This window comes from Halapricum hydrolyticum, assembly GCF_025517535.1.
Taxonomy (GTDB): Archaea; Halobacteriota; Halobacteria; order Halobacteriales; family Haloarculaceae; genus Halapricum; species Halapricum hydrolyticum.
The window spans coordinates 50,530-71,515 of sequence record NZ_JAOPKC010000009.1; the positions used below are offsets into that span (position 1 = coordinate 50,530).

The following is a 20,986-nucleotide window of genomic DNA, read 5'->3' on the forward strand; positions in this document are numbered from 1 at the left end:
TGCAGCGCCCGACGGCGGCTGGTTTGCCGCCGTCCGACAGCGCCCCACGACGGTTGATCCGTTTTGACACGCGGCGGTCGATCCGTTGGGCTTATATGCCGGCACAACAGAGCAGTCACGTACGAATCGTGCAGGGGGACCGGCCCCCGAGTCCGAGAGGGCGCGAGTACACTGCAAGCGAGTCGTGGTAGCCAAGCGGCCCAAGGCGCATGGTTGCTAACCATGTGGCGTCAAGCCTCCGGGGTTCGAATCCCCGCCACGACGCTTCACCCAACCCACACATGAGTGCAGAAGACCCAGACGCGGACGTGCCGGAGGACGACGAGGACCTCCAGTACTTCGTCCGCATCGGACAGACGGACCTCGACGGCACCAAGTCGGTCGAGCGTTCGCTGACAGACATGAACGGTATCGGCCACCGCGCCGCTCGGATCATCGCCCAGAAGGCGGGCGTCGATCGCCGGGAAACCTTCGGCCGCCTCGACGAAGAGCAGATCGACGAGATCGTCGAACTGGTCGAAGGGTTCGCCGACGAGGTCCCGGAGTGGCTCGCGAACCATCGCAACGACTTCTTCAGCGGTGAGACGACCCACGAGATCGGTAACGAGCTCGATCTCACGCGTCGTCAGGACATCAACCGCATGAAGATGATCGACTCCTACAAGGGCGTCCGCCACAAGCGCGGACAGAAAGTCCGTGGCCAGCGCACCAAGTCCACGGGCCGTACCGAGGGGACGATCGGTGTCAACGTCGAAGCGATCAAAGAAGAACAGGCTGAGGAAGCCGCAGCTGAGGAAGAATAATGGCACTCGGATCGAACACCAAGTTCTACGAGACTCCGAACCACCCCTACCAGGGTGAGCGGATCGGTGAGGAGACCGGGCTGGTTAGCCAGTACGGTCTCAAGAACAAAGAGGAACTCTGGCGCGCCCAGTCCGAACTGCGCGGCTATCGCCGCGAGGCCCGAGAACTGCTCGGCCGTGCGGACAGCGGCGACGAGGAAGCCAGCGAGTTCATCACGCGGCTCAGGCGCCTGGGCATTCTCGGCGAGCAGGACACGCTCGACGACGTCCTGCGGCTGGACGTGACCGACGTGCTCGAACGACGGCTCCAGACGGTCGCCTACCGGAAGGGACTGGGCAACACGCCCGATCAGGCCCGGCAGTTCATCGTCCACGGACACGTCACCGTCGACGGTGCCCGGGTCCAGACCCCCTCGAAGAAGGTCGCAGTCGAGGAGGAGGGCGCGATCGCCTTCGACGAGAACAGTCCACTCGCGGACGAACTCCACCCCGAACGCGCGGAGGAACAATAACATGGCAGACGAAGACGACAGCAAGTGGGCCATCGCCCACGTGCACGCATCGTTCAACAACACGATCATCACGATCACCGACCTGACCGGCGCGGAGACGCTCGCCAAATCCAGCGGCGGGACGGTCGTCAAACAGAACCGCGACGAGGCCTCGCCCTACGCAGCGATGCAGATGGCCGAGACCGTCGCCGAGGACGCCCAGGCACAGGGCGTCGAGGGCGTTCACGTCCGCGTGCGCGGCCCCGGCGGAAACCTCCAGACCAACCCCGGTCCGGGTGCGCAGGCGACGATTCGCGCCCTGGCCCGGGCAGGCCTGGAGATCGGCCGCATCGAGGACGTCACGCCGATTCCACACGACGGTACGCGAAGTCCGAAATCCAGCGGGTAATCTACAATGGCAGACTACGACGTAACGTTCATCGAGCGCGACGACACCGAGGCGCGGTTCCTCGTCCGTGGAGTCACGCCGGCGTTCGCCAACGGCATCCGCCGGGCGATGATCGCCGACGTGCCCACGTTTAGCATCGATACCGTCCGGTTTATCGAGAACTCCTCGGTGATGTTCGACGAGCAGCTCGCGCTCCGGCTGGGACTGATCCCGCTGACGACGCCGCTCGGCGGCGAGTTCGACGAGGACGACACCGTCACGCTCGCGCTCGACGTCGAGGGCCCGGAGACAGCCTACTCCGGCGATCTCGTCTCCAGCGACGACATGGTGCAGCCGGCCGAGGAAGACGTGCCGATCATCGATCTCAAGGACGGTCAGCGTCTGGAGTTGGAGGCCGACGCCGTGCTCGGTTACGGTCAGGACCACGCCAAGCATCAGGGTGGCGTGGCCGTCGGATACCGGCACCTCCAGCGCGTCGAGGTGGTCGGCGATCGAGACGAGTTCCGCGACGACGAACCCGAAATCGTCCGTGGCGTCATTGAGACCGAAGGCGGCGAGCTGGTCCCGACCGAGGAGTTCGACAACGACCTCACCGAGCGGTACCCTGACAGCGAGGTCGAGGTTCACGACGTCGAGAACGCGTTCGTCTTCGACGTCGAGACCGACGGCTCCTTCGACGTCGACACACTCGTGCAGGCGGGGATCGATTCGATCCGCGGCCGCGCCGAGGAACTGAAAGAAGCGGTACAGCTATAACGATGAAAACTGCCCTTCGTCCCCCACGGCACCCGTCCGCTGCCCCCAGCGGTGCGAGCGCGACGGACCGCCGGACCGAAAGGGGTTTGAAGGGCCACGAAAAACAGACTAATGCGAGCAGGGATAGCCAAGTCTGGCCAACGGCGCAGCGTTCAGGGCGCTGTCCCGTAGGGGTCCGCAGGTTCAAATCCTGCTCCCTGCACTTTTCAGGAGGGACGTTATGAGCAAGAGTAACCCGAGACTCAGTAGTCTCATTGCCGATCTGAAGTCGGCCGCCCGGCAGTCGGGCGGAGATGTCTGGGGCGACGTTGCCGACCGGCTGGAGAAGCCGCGGCGCACCCACGCAGAAGTCAACCTGGGACGTATCGAACGGTACGCCCAGGAAGACGAGACCGTGGTCGTTCCAGGCAAAGTGCTCGGCAGTGGTGTCCTGCAAAAGGACGTCACTGTCGCAGCCGTCGACTTCTCTAGCTCGGCCGAGACAAAGATCGAACAGGTCGGCGAGACCGTCTCGCTCGAACAGGCAGTACAGAACAACCCCGACGGATCCAACGTGCGGGTGATTCGATGAAAGCAGACACGATCGACGCCGACGTGATCGTCGACGCCCGTGATTGCATCATGGGTCGTGTGGCGAGTCAGGTCGCCGAACGCGCGATGGATGGGGAGACGATCGCCGTCGTCAACACCGAACGCGCCGTCATCACCGGCCGCGAGGGCGACGTCGTGGCGAAGTATCAGAAGCGACGCGATATCGGCTCCGATCAGGGGCCGGCCTATCCCAAGCGGCCCGACGGGATCTTCAAGCGCGCGATCCGTGGCATGGTTCCCTACAAGGAGCAGCAGGGTCGCAAAGCCTTCGAGAACGTCCGCGTGTACGTGGGCAACCCCTACGACGATGAGGGCGAAGTCCTCGAGGGCACGTCGCTGGATCGGCTGTCGAACATCAAGTTCGTCGAACTGGACGAACTCTCAAAGAGCCTTGGAGCCAAGGTAACATGGTAACGAACACATCAGGCAAGAAGAAGACCGCCGTCGCTCGCGCGACCGTGAGCGACGGAGAGGGTCGGGTTCGGATCAACTCTCGACCCGTCGAGCTGGTGGAACCGGAGCTGGCACGGCTGAAGATGCTCGAGCCCTTCCGGATCGCCGACGACGACCTGCGCGAGTCGGTCGACGTCGACGTGACGGTCGAGGGCGGCGGCACGACCGGGCAGGCGGACGCCACCCGAACGGCGATCGCCCGCGGGCTCGTCCAGCACACGAACGACGCGGAACTGCGCGACGCGTTCATGGAGTTCGACCGCTCGCTGCTGGTCAACGACGTGCGCCAGTCCGAACCCAAGAAGTGGGGCGGACCTGGTGCCTGTGCGCGCTATCAGAAGTCCTACCGCTAAGGTGATTCAAATATGATGGTACCGGTCAGGTGTTTCACCTGTGGAAACGTCATCGGCGGCGAATGGGAGGAGTTCAAAGAGCGCGCCCGCGAGGGCGATGAAGATCCCGAGGAGGTGCTCGACGAGCTGGGCGTCGAACGACACTGCTGTCGGCGGATGCTCGTCTCGCACGAGGACCTCGTCGACGTCGTCGCACCGTATCAATGATGAGTACACAGCGATACAACCGCTACGAGAAGGCTCGCATCATCGGTGCACGAGCGCTGCAGATCGCCCACGGCGCGCCGGTGCTGATCGAGACTGACCAGACCCAGCCGATCCTCATCGCAGCCGAGGAGTACGACGCTGGCGTCCTTCCCTTCACCGTCAACCGAGGACAACACACATGACACTCATCACCGATATCCGATTGCGACGCGTACTGGATTCACGAGGGAACGCCACCGTCGAGGCCGACGTCACCACCGAGAGTGGTGGGTTCGGCCGCGCAGCCGCCCCGAGCGGCGCGAGCACGGGCGAACACGAGGCGATCGAACTGCCGGCCCACGAGGCGATTGCCAACGCCCGCGAACACGCCGTCCCGCGGCTGGTCGGCGAGGTCTACGCTGGCAGCCAGCGCGACGTCGACGCCGCGCTGCACGCCGCCGACGGAACCGAGGACTTCTCGGGCATCGGTGCCAACAGCGCGGTCGCGATCAGCATGGCCGCCGCCAAAGCCGGTGCCGACGTGCTCGGCGCACCGCTGTATCAGCACCTGGGCGGAACCTTCCGCGGCGATCAGTTCCCGACACCGCTGGGCAACGTCGTCGGCGGCGGCGAGCACGCCGAGGAAGCCACCAACATCCAGGAGTTCCTCTCGGCCCCCGTAGGCGCGCCGAGCGTCACTGAGGCGGTCTTCGCCAACGCCAAGGTCCACGCTCGCATCGGCGAGCTCCTCGGAGAGAAGGGCGTCCCCGCCAACAAGGGCGACGAGGGTGCCTGGGCGCCACCGATCGGCGACGACGAAGCCTTCGAGATCGTCGACCAGGCCACTACCGAAGTCGGCGACGAACTCGGCTTCGAGATCTCCTTCGGCCTGGACATGGCCGCCGCCGAGATGTACGAAGACGGCGAGTACGTCTACGAGGGCGAGGACAACCGCTCGACGGCCGAACAGATCGACTACGTCGTCGAGATGGTCGACGAGTACGACATGGCCTACGTCGAGGACCCCCTCGACGAAAACGACTTCGAGGCCTTCGCCGAACTCACCGACCGCGTCAGCGACCGGACGCTCATCTGCGGTGACGATCTGTACGTCACCAACGTCGACCGCCTTCAGGAAGGCATCGACAAGGGCTCCTCGAACTCGATTCTCATCAAGCCCAACCAGATCGGCACGCTGTCCGACGCCGTCGACGCCATCGAACTCGGGGCCAAACACGGCATCCAGTCGGTGGTCTCCCACCGCTCGGGCGAGACCGAGGACACGACGATCGCCCACCTCGCCGTGGGCGCGGCCGCCCCCTACATCAAGACCGGCACCGTCGCCGGCGAACGCACCGCCAAGCTGAACGAACTCATCCGCATCGAAGAACAAGCATGAGTCAGGACGAAGAAGACGACATCGACGAGACTTCGGAGGCCGCCGGCGACGCCGGCGCTGTCACCGAGACGGAGGAATCGCCGGCGTCCGAGGCCGACGCGCCGACGGACGCTGCGAACGAGCCACAGGCTGCTGAGGAATCCGCAGCCGACGAACCCGACACCGAGGACGAGCAGCCGGCTCTCGACGAGGACGTCATGCCCGAAGGCGAGGAGGCCGACCTCCTCATCCCCGTCGAGGATTACCTCGGAGCAGGGGTCCACATCGGGACCCAGCAGAAGACCGCGGACATGGAGCGGTTCATCCACCGCGTCCGCACGGACGGGCTGTACGTGCTGGACGTTTCGATGACCGACTCGCGGATCCGCACCGCCGCGAACTTCCTCGCGAACTATGACCCCGAGCAGATCCTCGTGGCGTCCTCCCGGCAGTACGGTCGGTTCCCGGCCGAGAAGTTCGCCGAGGCCGTCGGGGCACGAGCGCGAACGGGCCGGTTTATCCCCGGGACACTCACCAACCCCGACTACGAGGGTTACATCGAGCCCGACGTCGTGGTCGTCACGGACCCGATCGGCGACGCCCAGGCCGTCAAGGAAGCCATCACGGTCGGCATCCCGGTCATCGCGATGTGCGACTCGAACAACACGGTCACCAACGTCGACCTCGTGGTTCCGACGAACAACAAGGGTCGCAAGGCCCTGAGCGTCGTCTACTGGCTTTTGGCCAACGAGACCCTGGACCGCCGCGGCGCCGAGCCTGCCTACGCGCTCGAGGACTTCGAGAGCGAGATCTGATCGCGGTTTTTCGAGACGTTTCGTCCGTTCGCGCACTCCGACAGCCACTCGTGTCTCCGAAAGGTTCACATGAGCGGTCGGTCAGGTAGCGTGCATGGGAAAAGGAGATACCGTCCTGAACGCTGTAATCGGCGCGGTCGTCACGGTCGTCACGACGTTCATCCCGTTCTCGCCGGTGCTTGGGGGTGCAGTCGCCGGATACCTCCAGAAGGAGGATTCGTCGACGGCACTCAAAGTCGGTGCGCTCTCGGGAGCGATCGCCATGTTGCCGTTCTTGCTCGTCGTCGCGCTTCTCGCCGGTGGATTACCGTTCTTGCCGGTGTTTTTCGACGTTCCGGGCGCATTCGCAGGGATCGTCGTCGTGTTCGTTATCTTCGCCATCCTGGCCTCGGCCGTCTATGTCGTCGGTCTGAGTGCCCTCGGTGGCTATCTCGGCTGGTACGTCGAGAGTGAAACCGACCTGTAGCGCCGTCCGAAAGGCCGCTACTCGGCAGTCCCGACCGTGTCAGTATCCCCAGGACCGTCGTCGGCACTCGGCGGGACATCGAGCTTTTCGGCCGGGCCGATCACCCGCGTCCAGACGACGAGCAGGCTCGGAAGCACGAGCACGCTCGCGAGGAACGCGTAGATGATCGTGAGCCCGGTGATGATCCCGAACTGCTGGAGCGAGGGCAAGAGCGCGATCGACAGGGTACCGAACCCGCCGACAGTCGTCGCCGCGCTCCCGAGCAGCGCCCCGCCGGTGCCGGTGACGCTCCGATCGAGGGCAGCCCAGGCGGAGTCGTGACGCTCTAGCTCCTGGTTGTATCGCTCGGAGATGTGGATGCTGTAGGCGACCCCGAGCCCAACCGTGAGGCTGGTGATCATGCCCGTCAGGACGTTGAACGGGATCCCGAAGAGATACATCGTCCCGAGGATCCAGGAGACGCTCAGTGCGACCGGGACCAGCGTCACGAACCCGAGGGTTGCGCTCCCGTCGGTGACGCGATAGACGATCATCAGGAACCCGAACACGGAGACGAGCGTGATCAGGAGGCTTTCCAGAACGGTGTCGAGTAGCTGGTCCTGAATGATCTCGAAGAGGATCGTCTGTCCGGTCGCGATGGCCGTGAGTCCGTCACCTTCGACGTCCGCCGCAACGTCACGGAGTTGTTCGGTCGTCTCCACGCCGGACGCGGTCCCCTTCAGGTCGACGACAAGTCGCGCGGCGGTATACTCGCCGTCGTCGCCCCGGGCGAGCACGGCACCCGCGTTCTGGGGATTTGTCTCGAACAGCGCGTCGTAGACGGCCGTCAGGTTCTCGTCGGGGATGCCGTCACCGTCGGTATCAGCGTCGGATACGATCGCAGCGACGGTTGCGTTCCGTTCGCGGGTGTCGTTGAGCACCGTCAGCGGCGTCTGTATCGACGCTTGCCCGTTCGAGAGGCGCTGTGTTACGTCCCGGGATGCGACGTCGCGCTGGGCGCGAGCGATCGAGGAGAGCGTGCCGTCGGCCGCGACGTCGCCGCGTATCAGGATGCTCGCCTGTGCGTCCTGGCGCTGGAAGCGCTCGTTGACGTATTCGAGGTTCTTTTTCGCGTTGTACTCGCCGGGCGCGAACGGCTCGGGCAGGTTCTGCGTCCAGTCGGACGGCTCTTCGGCGAGGAAGTCCTCCTGGGAGAAGGAGGTATCCACTTGCGTCGCACCGTAGACGCCACCGGCACTGATCAGCAGGGCGATCACGATCACGACGGGTGCGGACCACTTCGCGCCAAGCGAGCCGATCTTGAGCGTCTGACTCAGCCGTCCGCCACCAGTCCCGATGGCCCGTTTCTTCCGGTCGATCCCGCGAGCTTCGAGGAACTCGTCGATTTCGACCTTCAACGCCGGCGTCAGGACGCCGAACACCAGGAAGGCAGCGACGATTCCGAACGAGCTGACGATCCCGAACTCCCGGATCGGCGGCACCGGGCTCACGAGATTCGAGAGGAACCCGATCACCGTCGTCGCCGTCACCAGCGCCAGCGCGATACCGACGCCGCCCAGGGCGACCCGCATTGATTGCCGGAGCGCGCCGTTACCCATCTCGAAACGCTCCTCGCGGTGGCGCATGAAGATGTGGATCGCGTAGTCGATCGACAGCCCGATCAACAGGACGGGCACGGCGATGAAAATCTGGTTGAAATCGATCCCGGCCCATCCCATGAACCCGAACGTCCAGACGAGGACTGCGGCGATCCCGAGGACGCCGAGAACGATATCGAGCAGATCACGGTATCCCACTGCCAGTGCGACGACGACGAAAAGCAAGGCGAGCGGGCCGACCAGGGTGATGCTGTCGCTCATCGACTGGTTGATCTCCTCGGTGATGATCCCGCTGCCGAACACCAGGAACTCGAGGTCGCTCCCCGAACCGAGGTCCTGCATCGCCAGCTGTGCGTCGATGAGTTCCTGGCTGGCGACGCCGCCGGGAGCGACCTCCCGCTCTGTCTGCTGAGTGACCAGCAGCATCGTCGCGTCAGCTTGCGTCGAACCTGTCTCGTAGTACTCGCCTGCCGGCATGAACCGGAGCGCCTGCTCGGAGGCCTGCCCGCCGTCACCGCCGAGGACAGTCTGGATGAGCGTCTTGAGTTCGTCTTCTTCGAGTGAGTCGATGGCCTCGATCTGCCGGTCGAGTGACGCGGACCGGACACCTTCGAGTTCCTGTCGGAGCGACTGCAACTGTGCACCGAGTTCCTCGAGCTGCTGGGCCTGTGCCTGCAGATCGGACCGACGCTGATCCAGCGTCTGTGCCCATTCCTGCACACGGGTTAGCTCGTCTTCGAGTACTCCCCTGGTGCCCAGCTCGTAGGCCTGTGCTCGCTCGGCTTCGGTGCTTGCGTTGCGCAGTTGCGCGGCTGCCTGTTCGAACGTCGCAGCGTCTCCCGCGTCGAGATCGATCGGCGTCGCCGCGTTCGTCTCCTCGAAGACAGCCGTCGCCGAGGCGTTCGGGTCCTCCTGTAGTTCGGTCAGACCGCCCCGCAACGCCGCGCTCGTCGCGTTGACGTCGTCGGAAAACCGTCGTAGTTCGGTCGCGTTCTGTCTGAGAGCCTGACGCTCGACCTGGACCGTCTCGTTGAGTTGTTCGAACTCGGCGGCCGTGCGCTGGAGTTCGCCACCGATCTCCTGCTGGAGGGCACTCTGAGCCAGCAGGTTCGCAACGCCGACCGTCGGCGGCGTCCCGCCAGTCGGATCTTCGAACAGCGTCGCGTTGAGACGGGGATCGTTTCGGAGCCGCTGTTGATATTCGAGCGTCTCGACCAGCGACCCTTTCGAGAGGACGTTCTCACCCCGAACGATGATCTGGACGCGCGTGACGTTCTCCGGCCCGGACGCGAAGTTCGCATCGATGTACTCCGAGGCGTCCGCCTCGGGCGTGTCCGACTGGAACTGATCGAGCGACGACTCCTGTTCGACAGCCCCCGCACCCGCGCCCACGATCACCGTCAACACGAGCATGACAGCGATCGCGAGCCGGGAATGGTCGGTCACCGCACCGACGATCCTGTCGGCGGCGCTCACGGACTCACCCCGCAGTTTGTTGTTACCGACATACTAACTATCCCCTCATCAGGTCGAGGCTGCTATATGTTTGGCGGTTCCCCCGGCGCATACCGCTTCTCTCGGCAAGCGACAGCCACGACATCGAAGAGTAGCGAGCGGCGGCTACACGACCGTATATCGCAAGAGCACGCCGTCGTCGATTCGCTCGACGTCCCCGAGCCGTAGATCCGGGAACGTCTCCACGAAGCCGTCACCGTCCGCAAGCGTCGGCGCGTCGCGTCCGCCGATCACCATCGACCCGACGAACACGGACAGTTCGTCCACGAGCCCGGCATCGAACAGCGAGAAGACGAGTTCGCCACCGCCTTCGACCATCAACTGCTCGATGCCGTGTGTTTCCAGTCGATCGAGTGCTGCCGACAGGTCGACCCGGTCGTCACCGGCGGAAATGACGACCGCGTCCCGCGTCCGTGCGTCGGCGACGGCCTCGTCGGTGGCGGCCTCACTGACCAGAAAGACTGTCTCGGCCGCGTCGTCGTAGACGGTCGCGTCTGTGGGGGTGCGAAGTCGCGAGTCGACGATCACCCGGGCCGGCTGTGGCGGATCGCCGCGCCCGGTCCGGGCGTCGATCCGTTCGGGGTCGTCGACGGTCAGCGACGGATCGTCGGCCAGCACGGTCCCGACGCCGACCATCACCGCGTCGCTATCGGCTCGCAGCGCGTCGACGCGATCGAAGTCCGCGGGGCCGCTGATCGCGACCTGCTCGCGACGGCGCGTCGAGAGCTTCCCGTCGACGCTCGTGGCGGCATTGACGATGACCTGCATACGAACGGATTCTATGGACGGGCGAAAACCGCTTGCGATCGGCGATCGATCACCCCCATAACCAGAAACGATTGCCGGAAACTGGCGATACAGCCCATAAGCCGTCCGGTGTGTTCCCAATCGCCGGGAACGAACGGGAGCCGTAAGAGCAGGCCACGACTACGAATGGGCAATGCCAGTCCGACCAGCGGCACGAACGACGGCAGGCCGGAACGGCTCCGGGACGATCCCTGCCACTGAGTGGGTCGTGTTCACCCGCGAAACGCCAACGGATCCGATGGTTCACACCGGAACCCTCCGGGCGGACGACGAGGCGGACGCCCGCGAGCGTGCGGCGTCGCTGTTTCCCGGCGTCGACGCTCGATGGCTCTGTCCCGCAGACGCGATCGATCGAGACGGATCGACGCTCGAGGCAGGTGAGCCGGCATGATTCAACTCGACGCACTCCTCTGTGACTGCGAGCACCCGACGATCGCACCCTCGAGTGCACCGATAGTCGAGTGGGTGCTAGAAGATGAGGAACTGCTCGGCGACCGTGAACCGCTGTTGACGTCCGAGCGCCCCGTCGTCATCGACCAACTCGCCGCTTTCGGTGTCGAGACGCTTCGGCTGACTGGAACTTCCGGGCTCGACGCTGTCGACGAACTGATCGAGCGCGCCGACGATCATGGACTGGAGACGACACTCCGTACCAGCGGACAGCAACTCGATCAATCCCGGCTAGAATCGCTGGCCGACTCCGGATTGACCCGGGTTAGCGTGCTCGTCGAGGGCCTGTCGACCCCACGAGAGCAACACACCTCCTCGGATGCCATCGATGCCGCGCTGGAGACGCTCCGAGCCGCCGACGACACCGATCTGGCGACCGAGTTGCGCTTCCCGCTGCAGGCCGAGAGCGTCACCGACATGGAGGAAATCTACGACCTCGCGGCGCTGCTGTCGGCCGATCGCTTCCGGCTCACGCACGTCCCCGAACCCGAACTCGACGAGGAGCAGCGACGACGAGCCGTCCGGCGGCTCGCGGATCTGGCGCGCGACGCCCACGAGCGGGGCACCCACCTCGAAACAGTCCTCAGCGGCGGTATCGACGCCGGGTACGTGGCCGAATACGCACAGGATCGCCTCGAGGAGGCGTGTTCGACCGACGTTCGAGAGGCGCTGCGCGAACGACTCGGCACGGCGCCGTCGCCGCCAGTCGCGAAACTCGGCCCGGCCGGGCGCGTCTACCCCGGTCCGTTCTGGGATCGGTACGCGCTGGGATCGGTTCGCGATCGGCCGTTCGGCTCGATCTGGACCGACGAGTCCAACCCGCTGCTGGAGCGACTCCGCCACGAAGAGGCCGGCCTCCCCGATCGCTGCCGGGGTTGCCAGTTCGGCGACATCTGCAGCGGTGGCTCTCGTGGACGTGCGCTGGCAGTCCACGACGACCCCTTCGAACCGGATCCGGTGTGTTACGTCGACAAAGAAGCCGCTGCCGGGGGATCCCCGGCCGAATCGACGGCCGACTGACGGTGTCCGTCCGCATTCCGGCCGGACCGTCTGACACTGCTGGCTGAGCGTCAAGAGAAGTCACACCCCAGTCTGGCGAGTATTCTTCACGAACGTACAGGCGGCGGTATGATATCGAGCCGTTTTTCTTCGGTGCCATCGAATCCCCGGTCGTGCTCTCGGTCGAGCTTCACGTTCACTCCTCGCTTTCATACGATGGGCGTGACTCCGTCGACGACATCCTGGCGCGAGCGCAGGATGCGTCTCTCGATGCGCTTGCAATTACCGACCACGACGAGATCGACGCGAGTCTTGCGGCCGTCGAGAAGGCGTCCGAATACGATCTCGTCGGGGTTCCCGGTATGGAAGTGACGAGCGCAGCGGGGCACGTGCTCGCGCTGGGGATTTCAGACGCGATACCGAAAGGACTGCCGTTCACGGAGACGCTCAACCGGATCCACGACCAGGGCGGGATCGCCGTCGTCCCGCACCCGTTCCAGGAATCTCGCAGTGGCGTGATGGCAAAGATATCGCGGGCCGACCTCGCCCGTGCCGACGCGATCGAGGTCTACAATTCCCGGCTGCTGACCGGCTACGCCAACCGTCAGGCGCGGCAGTTCGCGACCGAACACGGCATCCCGATGACCGCCGGGAGCGACGCACACATCGCGGAGATGGTCGGCCGGGCGATCACCAACGTCGAGACCGACGAACAGTCCGTCGAGTCGATCCTGTCGGCGATTGCCGACGGCCGGACAACTATCGAAGGGCGACGGACGCCGTGGCACATCAGTTTCAAACAGGCTGCTGGTGGGGCAAAACGGCGCGTCCGAGCCCGGCTCTTGAAGTTCTTCGAATGACTCTCCAGGGTGCGTCTCCGACAGTCGTACGCGCGGCCATCCAGCGAAGCGATCCGCTCCCCGGTTCCCGGGGCTTCGCCGGCGAGATCGACGGTATGCTGGTCCGTGACATGCTCGGCCGGTATCCGCTGTTCGTCGACGGCGAGACGTGGGCGTTCGATCCGACTGAACTCGACGATCCGCACCCGTTCCCAGCCGGCCACATCCGAACCCAGCAAGGTCTCGAGCGCTGGGGGTCGCTCCCCGATCCCTCACCCGCCGAACCCAGCGACGGCGTCGCAGCCGTCCAGTCGGCACTCGAACGGGCCTTCTCGACGATCGACACCGACGGCCTCGCGATTGCCTTCTCCGGCGGGCTGGACTCGGCGCTGCTCGCGGCCGTGTTCGACGTGCCCCTGTACGTCGTTGGATTCCCGGACAGTCACGACGTCGAAGCGGCAGAGCGCGGTGCGGAACTGCTGGACAGCGACCTCACGGTCGTCGAAGTGACACACGCCGATCTCGAGCGAGCGGTGCCCGAGATCGTGGCCGCGACCGGTCGGACCAACGCGATGGATATCCAGATCGCGCTCCCGCTGTACCTGGTCGCCGAACGCGTCGCTACCGACGGGTTCGACCGGCTGGCGCTGGGACAGGGCGCAGACGAGCTGTTCGGTGGGTACGCCAAGGTCGCGAAGGCACCAACGGACCCGCGAGTGGACAGCGACACCGTCCGGGGAGCGACCCGCGAGATGATCGAGACGCTCCCCGACCAGCTCGAACGTGACGTACTGACCATCCGCGCGGCCGGCGTCGAACCGGTCGCACCGCTGTTGCACGACGCGATCGTCGAGGCCGCGCTCGGTCTGCCCGGCGAGTTGCTCGTCGAAGGCGACACCCGGAAGGTCGCACTCCGGGAGGCGGCCTGGCGGTGGCTCCCCGAAGAGCTGGCGACCCGCGAGAAGAAGGCCGTCCAGTACGGGAGTCTCGTCGCCCGCGAACTCGATCGGCTGGCCCGCCAGGCCGGGTTCAAGCGCCGGATGGACGATCACGTCACGCAGTACGTCGAGTCGCTGAGCCGCTGATCGTCGGCCACGGCACTACTGTCAAGGTGCTACCGGACGAACACCTGCCCGATGGAAGTCACGATACGCGACGCCGAGCCGGGGGATGCGAGCAGTCTCGACATCCTTCGTGCCCAGGCGCTCAAGGCCGCCTTCGAAGACGAGTACGATCGCAAGACCGTCGGTGATCTCGTCGCGACCGTCGACGAGGAGCTGTCAACCTGGATCGACGACGATCAGTATCTCGTCGTCGTCGCCGAAACCGAAGTCACTCCCGTCTCGTATGCCACGCTCGACCGACAGGACGGAACGCTCCTGACGATCGTGACGAGCCCCGACTACCAGCGGGAGGGCTTCGGGAGTGCGGTGCTTTCCCGCATCGAATCCGCAGCGGGCGAGCACGGACACGAGTCGCTGTCGACGACCGTGCCCCGCTCCGCGATGCCGTTTTTCGACGCCAACGAATTCGAGCGGATAGAGACCGCCGAGTGGCACGGTCTCCTCGGGATCAGACTTCGGAAACCGATCTGACTTGCCTGCCGCCAGTCCCGTTTCCGACGTGGTCCCCCGGCGAAGGTATGCTAGGGTGATTAAACAGTATTATGAATACTACGTCTTTCGATAGGTATTGTTTCAGTCGCCTGTCCTAGGTTCACGTTCGTAATATTTGCCGCCCAGAAACCAAATGGAGCTTCAAACACCGTGCGATTTATGAGTCTATTTCACACATATGGATGCAGACCATGGACAGCACCGACACCGGAATTAAAGATAGTTTATATGATATGAGAGGGCAGAAGGCCAACTGTGGCGTGGGTATCACGCTTGATTTGGGCGGGGAGCGGAGCCACGAGACCATCGAGGACGGGCTCGACCTGCTCGAGAACCTCGATCATCGGGGTGCCCGCGGGGCGGAGCCGAACACCGGCGACGGGGCAGGGATTCTGATCCAGAAGCCGCACGCGTTTTTCACCGACGAGGTCGACGGACTCGGCGGGTTCGACGAGTACGGCGTCGGGGTCGTCTTCCTGCCGAAAGACGAACCGAGCGACGAACTCCGAACGCTGATCGAGGAGACCGCCGAACAGGAAGGGTTCAAGGTCGTCGCCTGGCGATCGGTTCCGACGGACAACGCCAGTTTAGGCGAGACGGCACTGGCGACGGAACCGGACGTCGAACAGTTCTTCGTGAAGCCGAAGGCGGACCTGGAACCCGCGGAGATCGACTCCGGACTGTACATTCTGCGACGGGTGATCGAGAACCGCGTCGGATTCGAACAGCCGACCGGCAGCGATCGCTTCTATATCTGTTCGCTTGACCGTCGCAAGACCGTCTACAAGGGATTGCTCACAAACGCTCAGGTTCGCGAGTACTACCCCGACCTCTCGGACGAACGGGTCGTCTCGCGGCTGGCGTTCGTCCACTCGCGGTTCTCGACGAACACGCTGGGCGCGTGGGAACTCGCACACCCGTACCGGAACATCATCCACAACGGGGAGATCAACACGCTACGCGGGAACCTCAACTGGATGCAGGCCCGCGAATCCGAACTGGAAAGTCCCGAGTTCGGCTCGGACATCGAGAAGCTCAAGCCGATCACCAACGAGGACCAGTCCGACACTGCCGTCGTCGACAACGTCCTCGAGTTGCTGGTCGAAGGCGGACGCTCGATGCCCCACGCCCTGCGGATGCTGGTACCCGAAGCCTGGGAACAGGACGATCAGCTCGACGCCGATCGCGAGGAGTGGTACCGTTACCACTCGACGATCAACGAGCCCTGGGACGGCCCGGCACTGATCGCCTACACGGACGGCTTCAGGGTCGGCGCAGTCCTGGATCGCAACGGTCTGCGACCGTGCCGGTACGTCGTCACGGAGGACGACCGGCTCGTGATGGCCAGCGAGACCGGCGCACTGGAGGTCGAAGAGGACAACGTCGTCCACAAGGACCGCCTGCAACCGGGCCAACTGTTTTACGCTGACCCCGACGAGGGCGGCGTCGTCTCCGACGAGGAGATGTTCGACAGCTTGACCGACGAGAAGTACGGCCGCTGGCTGGAAGAAAACGAGGTCCGCCTCGAAGACCTCGACGGTGGCCCCGAAGCGACGCCCACCTACGTCGACGACGACATCACGGCCCACCAGCGGGCGTTCGGCTACACCCTGGACCACGTCGAACACCTCGTCGAGCCGATGGCCGAGGACGGAAAGGACCCGGTCGGCGCGATGGGCAACGATACGCCACTGTCCGTCCTATCGAGCCGGAACAAGACGCTGTTCACGTACTTCAAGCAGCTGTTCGCACAGGTCTCGAACCCGCCGATCGATTACATCCGCGAGGAGACGGTCACGTCGCTGGAACAGCACGTCGGCCACCAGCGAAACCTGCTCGGCGAGACGCCAGAGCACTGCCGCCAGCTCCACCTCCAGTCGCCGATACTCACCCGCGAGCAGCAGGCCACAGTCGCCGACATCGACGAAAACGGTATCGAGGCGAAAACCATCGACATCACCTACGAGAAGGGGAAAGACCTCGAAGCGGCCGTCGATGAGGTTCGCGAGACGGCCGTCTCGGCCGTCGAGGACGGCTACGAGATGCTCGTTCTCTCCGACCGGAAGACGGGGCCCGACCGGGTGCCGATCCCGAGCCTGCTGGCAACGGGCGGCGTCCACCACCATCTCGTCCGCGAGGGCCTGCGCACGCGCACGGGCATCGTCGTCGAGAGCGGCCAGCCCTGTGCAGTCCATCACTTCGCCACGCTCGTCGGCTACGGTGCCGACGCCGTGACGCCGTATCTGGCCTACGAGACGATCGAGGACCTCGTCCACGAGGGGATCGTCGACCACGACGCCGAGGAGGCACTCGCGCAGTACCGCCACGCCATCGAGGACGGCATCCAGAAGGTCATGGCCAAGATGGGCATCTCCACCCTGGAGAGTTACAAGGGGGCGCAGATCTTCGAGGCCGTCGGGCTCGACAGCGACTTCGTTGAGGAGTACTTCCGCGGCACCGAGAACCGCACCGAAGGGATCGGTATCGAAGAACTCGAACACGACCTGCTCGAACGTCACGAGTACGGCTTCGAGACCAACGTCAGCGGTTCGCTCCACCTCGACCAGGGCGGCGAGCTCAACTGGCGGCGCGACGGCGAGTTCCATCAGTGGAACCCCAATACGATCGGCAAGCTCCAGGACGCAGCCCAGAACGACGACTACGAGGCCTACCAGGAGTTCGCCTCGATGATCAACGACCAGGAACAGCGCCTGCAGACGCTACGTGGGCTGCTGGATTTCGACACCGACGAGCGAGAGTCCATTCCGATCGAGGACGTACAGCCCGTCGAGGAGATCACACAGCGCTTTTTCACGGGGTCGATGTCCTTCGGCTCGCTAAGTAAGGAAGCGCACGAGACGCTGGCAGCGGGGATGAACCGCGTCGGCGGATGGGCCGGCACCGGCGAAGGTGGCGAACCAGTCGAGCGGTTCGGGACCGAACGCGAGTGCGCGAACAAGCAGGTCGCCTCGGGCCGGTTCGGCGTGACGAGCTACTACCTGGCCAACGCCGAGATGCTGGAGATCAAGATGGCCCAGGGTTCGAAGCCGGGCGAAGGCGGGCACCTGCCGGGCGAGAAGGTCAACGAGATCATCGCCGACACCCGTTCGACCACGCCGGGCGTCCCGCTGATCTCGCCGCCGCCCCACCACGACATCTACTCCATCGAGGACCTCGCCCAGCTCATTCACGACCTGAAATGTTCCAACCCCGAGGCTGGCGTGCACGTCAAACTCGTCTCCGAGGCGGGTGTCGGCATCATCGCTGCCGGCGTCTCGAAAGGCAAGGCCGATTCGGTACTCATCTCCGGGGCGGCCGGCGGAACCGGTGCCTCCCCGCAGACCTCGATCAAGAACGCGGGACTGCCCTGGGAACTCGGATTGGCCGAGGCCCAGCAAGTCCTGGTCGAGAACGGCTTGCGCTCGCGGATCAAAGTCCGCGTCGACGGCGGCATGAAGACAGGTCGCGACGTCGTCGTCGGAGCGCTTCTCGGTGCCGAGGAGTACGGCTTCGGGACGGCCCCGCTGATCACCTGTGGCTGTTTGATGTTGCGGCAGTGTCACAACAACACCTGCTCGGTCGGCGTCGCGACCCAGGACGAGGACCTCCGCGAGCGGTTCCCCGGCGACCCCGAGTACGTCGCCACCTATATGCGCCACATGGCCCAGGAGGTGCGAGAGTACATGGCCGAACTCGGCTTCGAAACCGTCGAGGAGATGATCGGTCGGGTCGACCTGCTCGAACAGAAAGACGTCGACCACCCGAAGGCCAAGCACGTCGACCTCTCGGGACTGCTCTGGCAGCCGGAGGGCGACGACCGCAGGAAGACGACCGAGCAGAATCACCGCCTCGACGAGAAGCTCGACCAGGAACTGCTCAGGGCGGCCGAGCCTGCCATCGAGGACGGCGACAGCGTCCACGTCGATCTGCGAGCCGGCAACGAGGACCGGACGCTGGGCGCGATGCTCTCCTCGGAGATCTCGAAGCGCCACGGCGAGGACGGCCTGCCGGAGGACACCGTCTCGATCGACGTCGACGGGACTGGCGGACAGAGCTTCGGCGCGTTCCTGGCCGACGGGATCACTATGCACCTGGAGGGCGACGCCAACGACTACTGTGGCAAGGGTCTCTCCGGCGGCAAGCTGATCGTCGAGACGCCCGCCGAGGCCACCTACGAGGCCGACGAGAACATCCTGATCGGCAACGTCGCACTCTACGGGGCGACCGACGGCGAAGCCTACTTCAACGGCCAGGCCGGCGAGCGCTTTGCCGTCCGCAACTCCGGGGTCAAGACCGTCGTCGAGGGCGTCGGCGACCACGGCTGTGAGTACATGACCGGCGGAATCGCCGTCATCCTCGGCGGGACGGGCAAGAACTTCGGTGCCGGTATGTCTGGCGGCGAGGCGTACGTCCTCGACGAGACCGGTGACTTCGAACGGAACGTCAACAAGGATATGGTCTCACTGGAAGCGATCGAAGACGAGCGCGATGTCCAGATGATCAAGCGGATGATCGAAAACCACGTCCGCTACACGGGCAGCGAGAAGGGGCAGAGAATCCTCGAGAACTTCGATGAGTACCGCGAGAAGTTCGTGAAGGTCATGCCGGACGCCTACGCGAAGGTCGTCGAGGAACACCTCGAAGCGGGCGAGGACATCCGCGTCTCGCCGCCCGCGCCGACCACCACCGCGTCTCCAACGGAGGGTGACGACTGATGAGCAAAGACCATCCCGACGGCTACCTGAAACACGAGCGCGAACCGATCCACAAACGCGACCCCGAACAGCGGAAGGGCGACTTCGAGGAGATCTGGGAACAGAAGTGGGACGAAGACCACCTCCGGTCGCAGGGAGAGCGATGCATGTCCTGTGGTACGCCCGCCTGCATGAGCGGGTGCCCGATCGGGAACATCATCCCCGACTGGAACGACCTGGTCTACCGGGGCGACTGGAAACGTGCCCTCGAGCGGCTGCACGCGACGAACAACTTCCCCGAATTCACGGGGTACAACTGTCCGGCCCCCTGTGAGAACACCTGCACCCTCAAGTACAACGACGACCCCGTGACGATCAAGTCCATCGAGCGGGCGATCGTCGACAGAGGCTGGGAGGAAGGCTGGATCGAGCCCGACCCGCCCGAGGAGCGCACCGACAAGGAGATCGCGATCGTCGGCAGCGGCCCCGCAGGGCTGGCAGCCGCACAGCAACTGAATCGGGTGGGCCATCACGTCACGGTCTACGAGCGTGACGAACACCCCGGCGGCCTGATGCGCTACGGCATTCCGCACGCAAAGTTCAGCAAACAGAAGGTCGATCGGCGGATCGATCAGCTCCGCCAGGAGGGGATCACCTTCGAGTGCGGCGTCGAGGTCGGCGAGGACATTCCCGCCGAGAAACTCGACGAGGAGTACGACGCCGCCTGCATCGCGGTCGGCGCACAGAAGCCGATCGACATTCCGATCGACGGGCGTGATCTCGACGGCATCCACTTCGCGATGGAGTACTTGCCACGAGCGAATCCCGGCCAGAGCGGCGGGGCCGCCGTCCCCGAAACGATGGACGCCGAGGGCAAGAGCGTCGTCGTCCTCGGCGGTGGAGACACCGGCGCGGATTGTGTCGGTACGGCCCATCGCCAGGGTGCGACACAGGTCGTCCAGATCGAACTGCTGCCCAAACCCCCGGAAGAGCGGCCGCCCGGTAACCAGTGGCCCGACCAGCCCCAGACGTACGAGAAGTCCTATTCACAGGAAGAGGGCGGTGTCGAGGAATACTGCGTGCAAACCCAGGGGTTCCTCGACGCCGACGGCGACGGAACGGTCGACGAACTGCGGGCTCACCGGGTCGAATGGGACCAGAACGAAGACGGCGAGTGGGAGAGCACCATCATCGAGGAAGGAATGCGCGTCGAGGCCGAGATGGTCCTGATCGCCGCCGGGTTCGAGGGGCCGGAATCGACGCCGTTCGAGTCGCTGGGGTTGGAGATGACCGACGACGGCACCTTCGAGACCGAGGACCACCAGACGAGCGTCGACGGGATTTTCGCCACGGGCGACGCTAATTCCGGCCCATCGCTGATCGTCTGGGCGATCGGTGACGGCCGCGACGCCGCTCGTCACATCGACGAGTATCTGATGGGCGAGACCGACCTGCCCGCGAGTCTGGAGACGCCAAACGAGATGGTCGTCTCGCAGCGCTGAAACGGACGGCTGGAACGCGATGTTCCGGTAGCCCTGGTTCAGGATCGTCTGTCGCCGAGAGAGAGAGAGCGTCCACGACCTCGTCTTCGGTGACGGGCCGTGCCCCTTCGGCATCGAGTCTGCGCGCCATCCGGACGGCGGTTGACGGCTCCAGGTTCGTACGGTTGAGCAACGTGTCGCCGAGAGAGGTGTTGGTTTTACACTATCATTCGAGAACGATGGGGAGAAACCGTCGGAGTTTTTTCGCTCTGGCCCGTGGAGGACG

21 protein-coding genes and 2 tRNA genes are annotated in these 20,986 nt (G+C 64.7%); 21 read left to right on the forward strand and 2 right to left on the reverse strand.

What is annotated here, in order from left to right:
- Positions 1 to 181: 181 nt before the first annotated feature.
- The 14 genes from OB916_RS09485 to OB916_RS09550 all read left to right on the forward strand — a co-directional run bounded on the left by OB916_RS09485 (position 182) and on the right by OB916_RS09550 (position 6,701).
- A tRNA-Ser gene (locus tag OB916_RS09485) sits at positions 182 to 264 on the forward strand.
- Positions 265 to 281: 17 nt separating this feature from the next.
- Entirely contained in the window at positions 282 to 803 is a 522-nt protein-coding gene (locus tag OB916_RS09490; RefSeq protein WP_315909055.1) for a 30S ribosomal protein S13, read from the forward strand.
- On the forward strand, positions 803 to 1,315 hold the full coding sequence (locus OB916_RS09495; RefSeq protein ID WP_315909056.1) for a 30S ribosomal protein S4: 513 nt from the start codon (positions 803 to 805) through the stop codon (positions 1,313 to 1,315). Before OB916_RS09490 ends, OB916_RS09495 begins: the two co-directional genes overlap by 1 nt.
- A gap of 1 nt (position 1,316) precedes the next feature.
- A complete protein-coding gene (locus tag OB916_RS09500) occupies positions 1,317 to 1,703 on the forward strand; it encodes a 30S ribosomal protein S11 (protein WP_315909057.1) in 387 nt (128 codons plus the stop codon).
- Between the two features lie 6 nt (positions 1,704 to 1,709).
- Positions 1,710 to 2,459, forward strand: a complete 750-nt coding sequence (locus OB916_RS09505; protein ID WP_315909058.1) for a DNA-directed RNA polymerase subunit D — start codon at positions 1,710 to 1,712, stop codon at positions 2,457 to 2,459.
- Between the two features lie 117 nt (positions 2,460 to 2,576).
- Positions 2,577 to 2,661 (forward strand) — tRNA-Leu (locus OB916_RS09510).
- An 18-nt stretch (positions 2,662 to 2,679) separates the two neighbouring features.
- Positions 2,680 to 3,030 carry a 50S ribosomal protein L18e gene (locus OB916_RS09515; protein ID WP_315909059.1) on the forward strand — a complete coding sequence of 117 codons (351 nt, stop codon included), beginning with the start codon at positions 2,680 to 2,682 and terminating at the stop codon, positions 3,028 to 3,030.
- The gene (locus OB916_RS09520) at positions 3,027 to 3,464 is read left to right on the forward strand and encodes a 50S ribosomal protein L13 (protein ID WP_315909060.1); all 438 of its coding nucleotides are present in this window, start codon (positions 3,027 to 3,029) and stop codon (positions 3,462 to 3,464) included. The genes OB916_RS09515 and OB916_RS09520 overlap by 4 nt, the downstream gene beginning before the upstream one ends.
- Complete coding sequence (locus OB916_RS09525; protein ID WP_315909061.1) at positions 3,458 to 3,856, forward strand: 30S ribosomal protein S9; 399 nt, start codon at positions 3,458 to 3,460, stop codon at positions 3,854 to 3,856. Before OB916_RS09520 ends, OB916_RS09525 begins: the two co-directional genes overlap by 7 nt.
- 12 nt (positions 3,857 to 3,868) lie before the next feature.
- Positions 3,869 to 4,063, forward strand: a complete 195-nt coding sequence (locus OB916_RS09530; RefSeq protein WP_315909062.1) for a DNA-directed RNA polymerase subunit N — start codon at positions 3,869 to 3,871, stop codon at positions 4,061 to 4,063.
- Positions 4,063 to 4,245, forward strand: coding sequence for a DNA-directed RNA polymerase subunit K (locus OB916_RS09535; RefSeq protein ID WP_229120856.1), 183 nt, complete (start codon positions 4,063 to 4,065; stop codon positions 4,243 to 4,245). Before OB916_RS09530 ends, OB916_RS09535 begins: the two co-directional genes overlap by 1 nt.
- The gene (gene eno / locus OB916_RS09540; protein ID WP_315909063.1) at positions 4,242 to 5,441 is read left to right on the forward strand and encodes a phosphopyruvate hydratase; all 1,200 of its coding nucleotides are present in this window, start codon (positions 4,242 to 4,244) and stop codon (positions 5,439 to 5,441) included. The genes OB916_RS09535 and eno overlap by 4 nt, the downstream gene beginning before the upstream one ends.
- Positions 5,438 to 6,235 carry a 30S ribosomal protein S2 gene (rpsB, locus tag OB916_RS09545; protein ID WP_315909064.1) on the forward strand — a complete coding sequence of 266 codons (798 nt, stop codon included), beginning with the start codon at positions 5,438 to 5,440 and terminating at the stop codon, positions 6,233 to 6,235. The genes eno and rpsB overlap by 4 nt, the downstream gene beginning before the upstream one ends.
- Before the next feature lie 94 nt (positions 6,236 to 6,329).
- Positions 6,330 to 6,701 carry a DUF5518 domain-containing protein gene (locus tag OB916_RS09550; protein WP_315909065.1) on the forward strand — a complete coding sequence of 124 codons (372 nt, stop codon included), beginning with the start codon at positions 6,330 to 6,332 and terminating at the stop codon, positions 6,699 to 6,701.
- A 17-nt stretch (positions 6,702 to 6,718) separates the two neighbouring features.
- On the opposite strand, the gene OB916_RS09555 is transcribed toward OB916_RS09550, so the two are convergent.
- Both OB916_RS09555 and OB916_RS09560 read right to left on the reverse strand, forming a co-directional pair.
- Entirely contained in the window at positions 6,719 to 9,775 is a 3,057-nt protein-coding gene (locus OB916_RS09555) for an MMPL family transporter (protein WP_315909066.1), read from the reverse strand.
- A gap of 144 nt (positions 9,776 to 9,919) precedes the next feature.
- Entirely contained in the window at positions 9,920 to 10,582 is a 663-nt protein-coding gene (locus tag OB916_RS09560) for a 2,5-diamino-6-(ribosylamino)-4(3H)-pyrimidinone 5'-phosphate reductase (protein WP_315909067.1), read from the reverse strand.
- Positions 10,583 to 10,754: 172 nt separating this feature from the next.
- On the opposite strand from OB916_RS09560, the gene OB916_RS09565 reads away from it, so the two are divergent.
- The 7 genes from OB916_RS09565 to OB916_RS09595 all read left to right on the forward strand — a co-directional run bounded on the left by OB916_RS09565 (position 10,755) and on the right by OB916_RS09595 (position 20,721).
- On the forward strand, positions 10,755 to 11,012 hold the full coding sequence (locus OB916_RS09565) for an rSAM-partnered protein (protein WP_315909068.1): 258 nt from the start codon (positions 10,755 to 10,757) through the stop codon (positions 11,010 to 11,012).
- On the forward strand, positions 11,009 to 12,091 hold the full coding sequence (locus OB916_RS09570) for a radical SAM protein (RefSeq protein ID WP_315909069.1): 1,083 nt from the start codon (positions 11,009 to 11,011) through the stop codon (positions 12,089 to 12,091). Before OB916_RS09565 ends, OB916_RS09570 begins: the two co-directional genes overlap by 4 nt.
- Positions 12,092 to 12,243: 152 nt before the next feature.
- Complete coding sequence (locus tag OB916_RS09575; protein ID WP_315909070.1) at positions 12,244 to 12,930, forward strand: PHP domain-containing protein; 687 nt, start codon at positions 12,244 to 12,246, stop codon at positions 12,928 to 12,930.
- Complete coding sequence (locus tag OB916_RS09580) at positions 12,927 to 13,994, forward strand: asparagine synthase C-terminal domain-containing protein (protein ID WP_315909071.1); 1,068 nt, start codon at positions 12,927 to 12,929, stop codon at positions 13,992 to 13,994. The genes OB916_RS09575 and OB916_RS09580 overlap by 4 nt, the downstream gene beginning before the upstream one ends.
- A gap of 51 nt (positions 13,995 to 14,045) precedes the next feature.
- Complete coding sequence (locus tag OB916_RS09585; RefSeq protein ID WP_315909072.1) at positions 14,046 to 14,504, forward strand: GNAT family N-acetyltransferase; 459 nt, start codon at positions 14,046 to 14,048, stop codon at positions 14,502 to 14,504.
- A 203-nt stretch (positions 14,505 to 14,707) separates the two neighbouring features.
- Positions 14,708 to 19,240, forward strand: coding sequence for a glutamate synthase large subunit (gene gltB / locus OB916_RS09590; RefSeq protein WP_390884071.1), 4,533 nt, complete (start codon positions 14,708 to 14,710; stop codon positions 19,238 to 19,240).
- Positions 19,240 to 20,721, forward strand: coding sequence for a glutamate synthase subunit beta (locus OB916_RS09595; RefSeq protein WP_315909074.1), 1,482 nt, complete (start codon positions 19,240 to 19,242; stop codon positions 20,719 to 20,721). Before gltB ends, OB916_RS09595 begins: the two co-directional genes overlap by 1 nt.
- Positions 20,722 to 20,986 lie beyond the last annotated feature (265 nt).

Excerpts from the sequence above, each read along its gene's own strand:
- OB916_RS09490 (WP_315909055.1), top strand. The coding sequence starts at position 282 with ATGAGTGCAGAAGACCCAGACGCGGACGTGCCGGAGGACGACGAGGAC.
- OB916_RS09495 (WP_315909056.1), top strand. The coding sequence starts at position 803 with ATGGCACTCGGATCGAACACCAAGTTCTACGAGACTCCGAACCACCCC.
- OB916_RS09500 (WP_315909057.1), top strand. The coding sequence starts at position 1,317 with ATGGCAGACGAAGACGACAGCAAGTGGGCCATCGCCCACGTGCACGCA.
- OB916_RS09505 (WP_315909058.1), top strand. The coding sequence starts at position 1,710 with ATGGCAGACTACGACGTAACGTTCATCGAGCGCGACGACACCGAGGCG.
- OB916_RS09515 (WP_315909059.1), top strand. The coding sequence starts at position 2,680 with ATGAGCAAGAGTAACCCGAGACTCAGTAGTCTCATTGCCGATCTGAAG.
- OB916_RS09520 (WP_315909060.1), top strand. The coding sequence starts at position 3,027 with ATGAAAGCAGACACGATCGACGCCGACGTGATCGTCGACGCCCGTGAT.
- OB916_RS09525 (WP_315909061.1), top strand. The coding sequence starts at position 3,458 with ATGGTAACGAACACATCAGGCAAGAAGAAGACCGCCGTCGCTCGCGCG.
- OB916_RS09530 (WP_315909062.1), top strand. The coding sequence starts at position 3,869 with ATGATGGTACCGGTCAGGTGTTTCACCTGTGGAAACGTCATCGGCGGC.
- OB916_RS09535 (WP_229120856.1), top strand. The coding sequence starts at position 4,063 with ATGAGTACACAGCGATACAACCGCTACGAGAAGGCTCGCATCATCGGT.
- eno (WP_315909063.1), top strand. The coding sequence starts at position 4,242 with ATGACACTCATCACCGATATCCGATTGCGACGCGTACTGGATTCACGA.
- rpsB (WP_315909064.1), top strand. The coding sequence starts at position 5,438 with ATGAGTCAGGACGAAGAAGACGACATCGACGAGACTTCGGAGGCCGCC.
- OB916_RS09550 (WP_315909065.1), top strand. The coding sequence starts at position 6,330 with ATGGGAAAAGGAGATACCGTCCTGAACGCTGTAATCGGCGCGGTCGTC.
- OB916_RS09560 (WP_315909067.1), bottom strand. The coding sequence starts at position 10,582 with ATGCAGGTCATCGTCAATGCCGCCACGAGCGTCGACGGGAAGCTCTCG.
- OB916_RS09565 (WP_315909068.1), top strand. The coding sequence starts at position 10,755 with ATGCCAGTCCGACCAGCGGCACGAACGACGGCAGGCCGGAACGGCTCC.
- OB916_RS09570 (WP_315909069.1), top strand. The coding sequence starts at position 11,009 with ATGATTCAACTCGACGCACTCCTCTGTGACTGCGAGCACCCGACGATC.
- OB916_RS09580 (WP_315909071.1), top strand. The coding sequence starts at position 12,927 with ATGACTCTCCAGGGTGCGTCTCCGACAGTCGTACGCGCGGCCATCCAG.
- OB916_RS09585 (WP_315909072.1), top strand. The coding sequence starts at position 14,046 with ATGGAAGTCACGATACGCGACGCCGAGCCGGGGGATGCGAGCAGTCTC.
- gltB (WP_390884071.1), top strand. The coding sequence starts at position 14,708 with ATGCAGACCATGGACAGCACCGACACCGGAATTAAAGATAGTTTATAT.
- OB916_RS09595 (WP_315909074.1), top strand. The coding sequence starts at position 19,240 with ATGAGCAAAGACCATCCCGACGGCTACCTGAAACACGAGCGCGAACCG.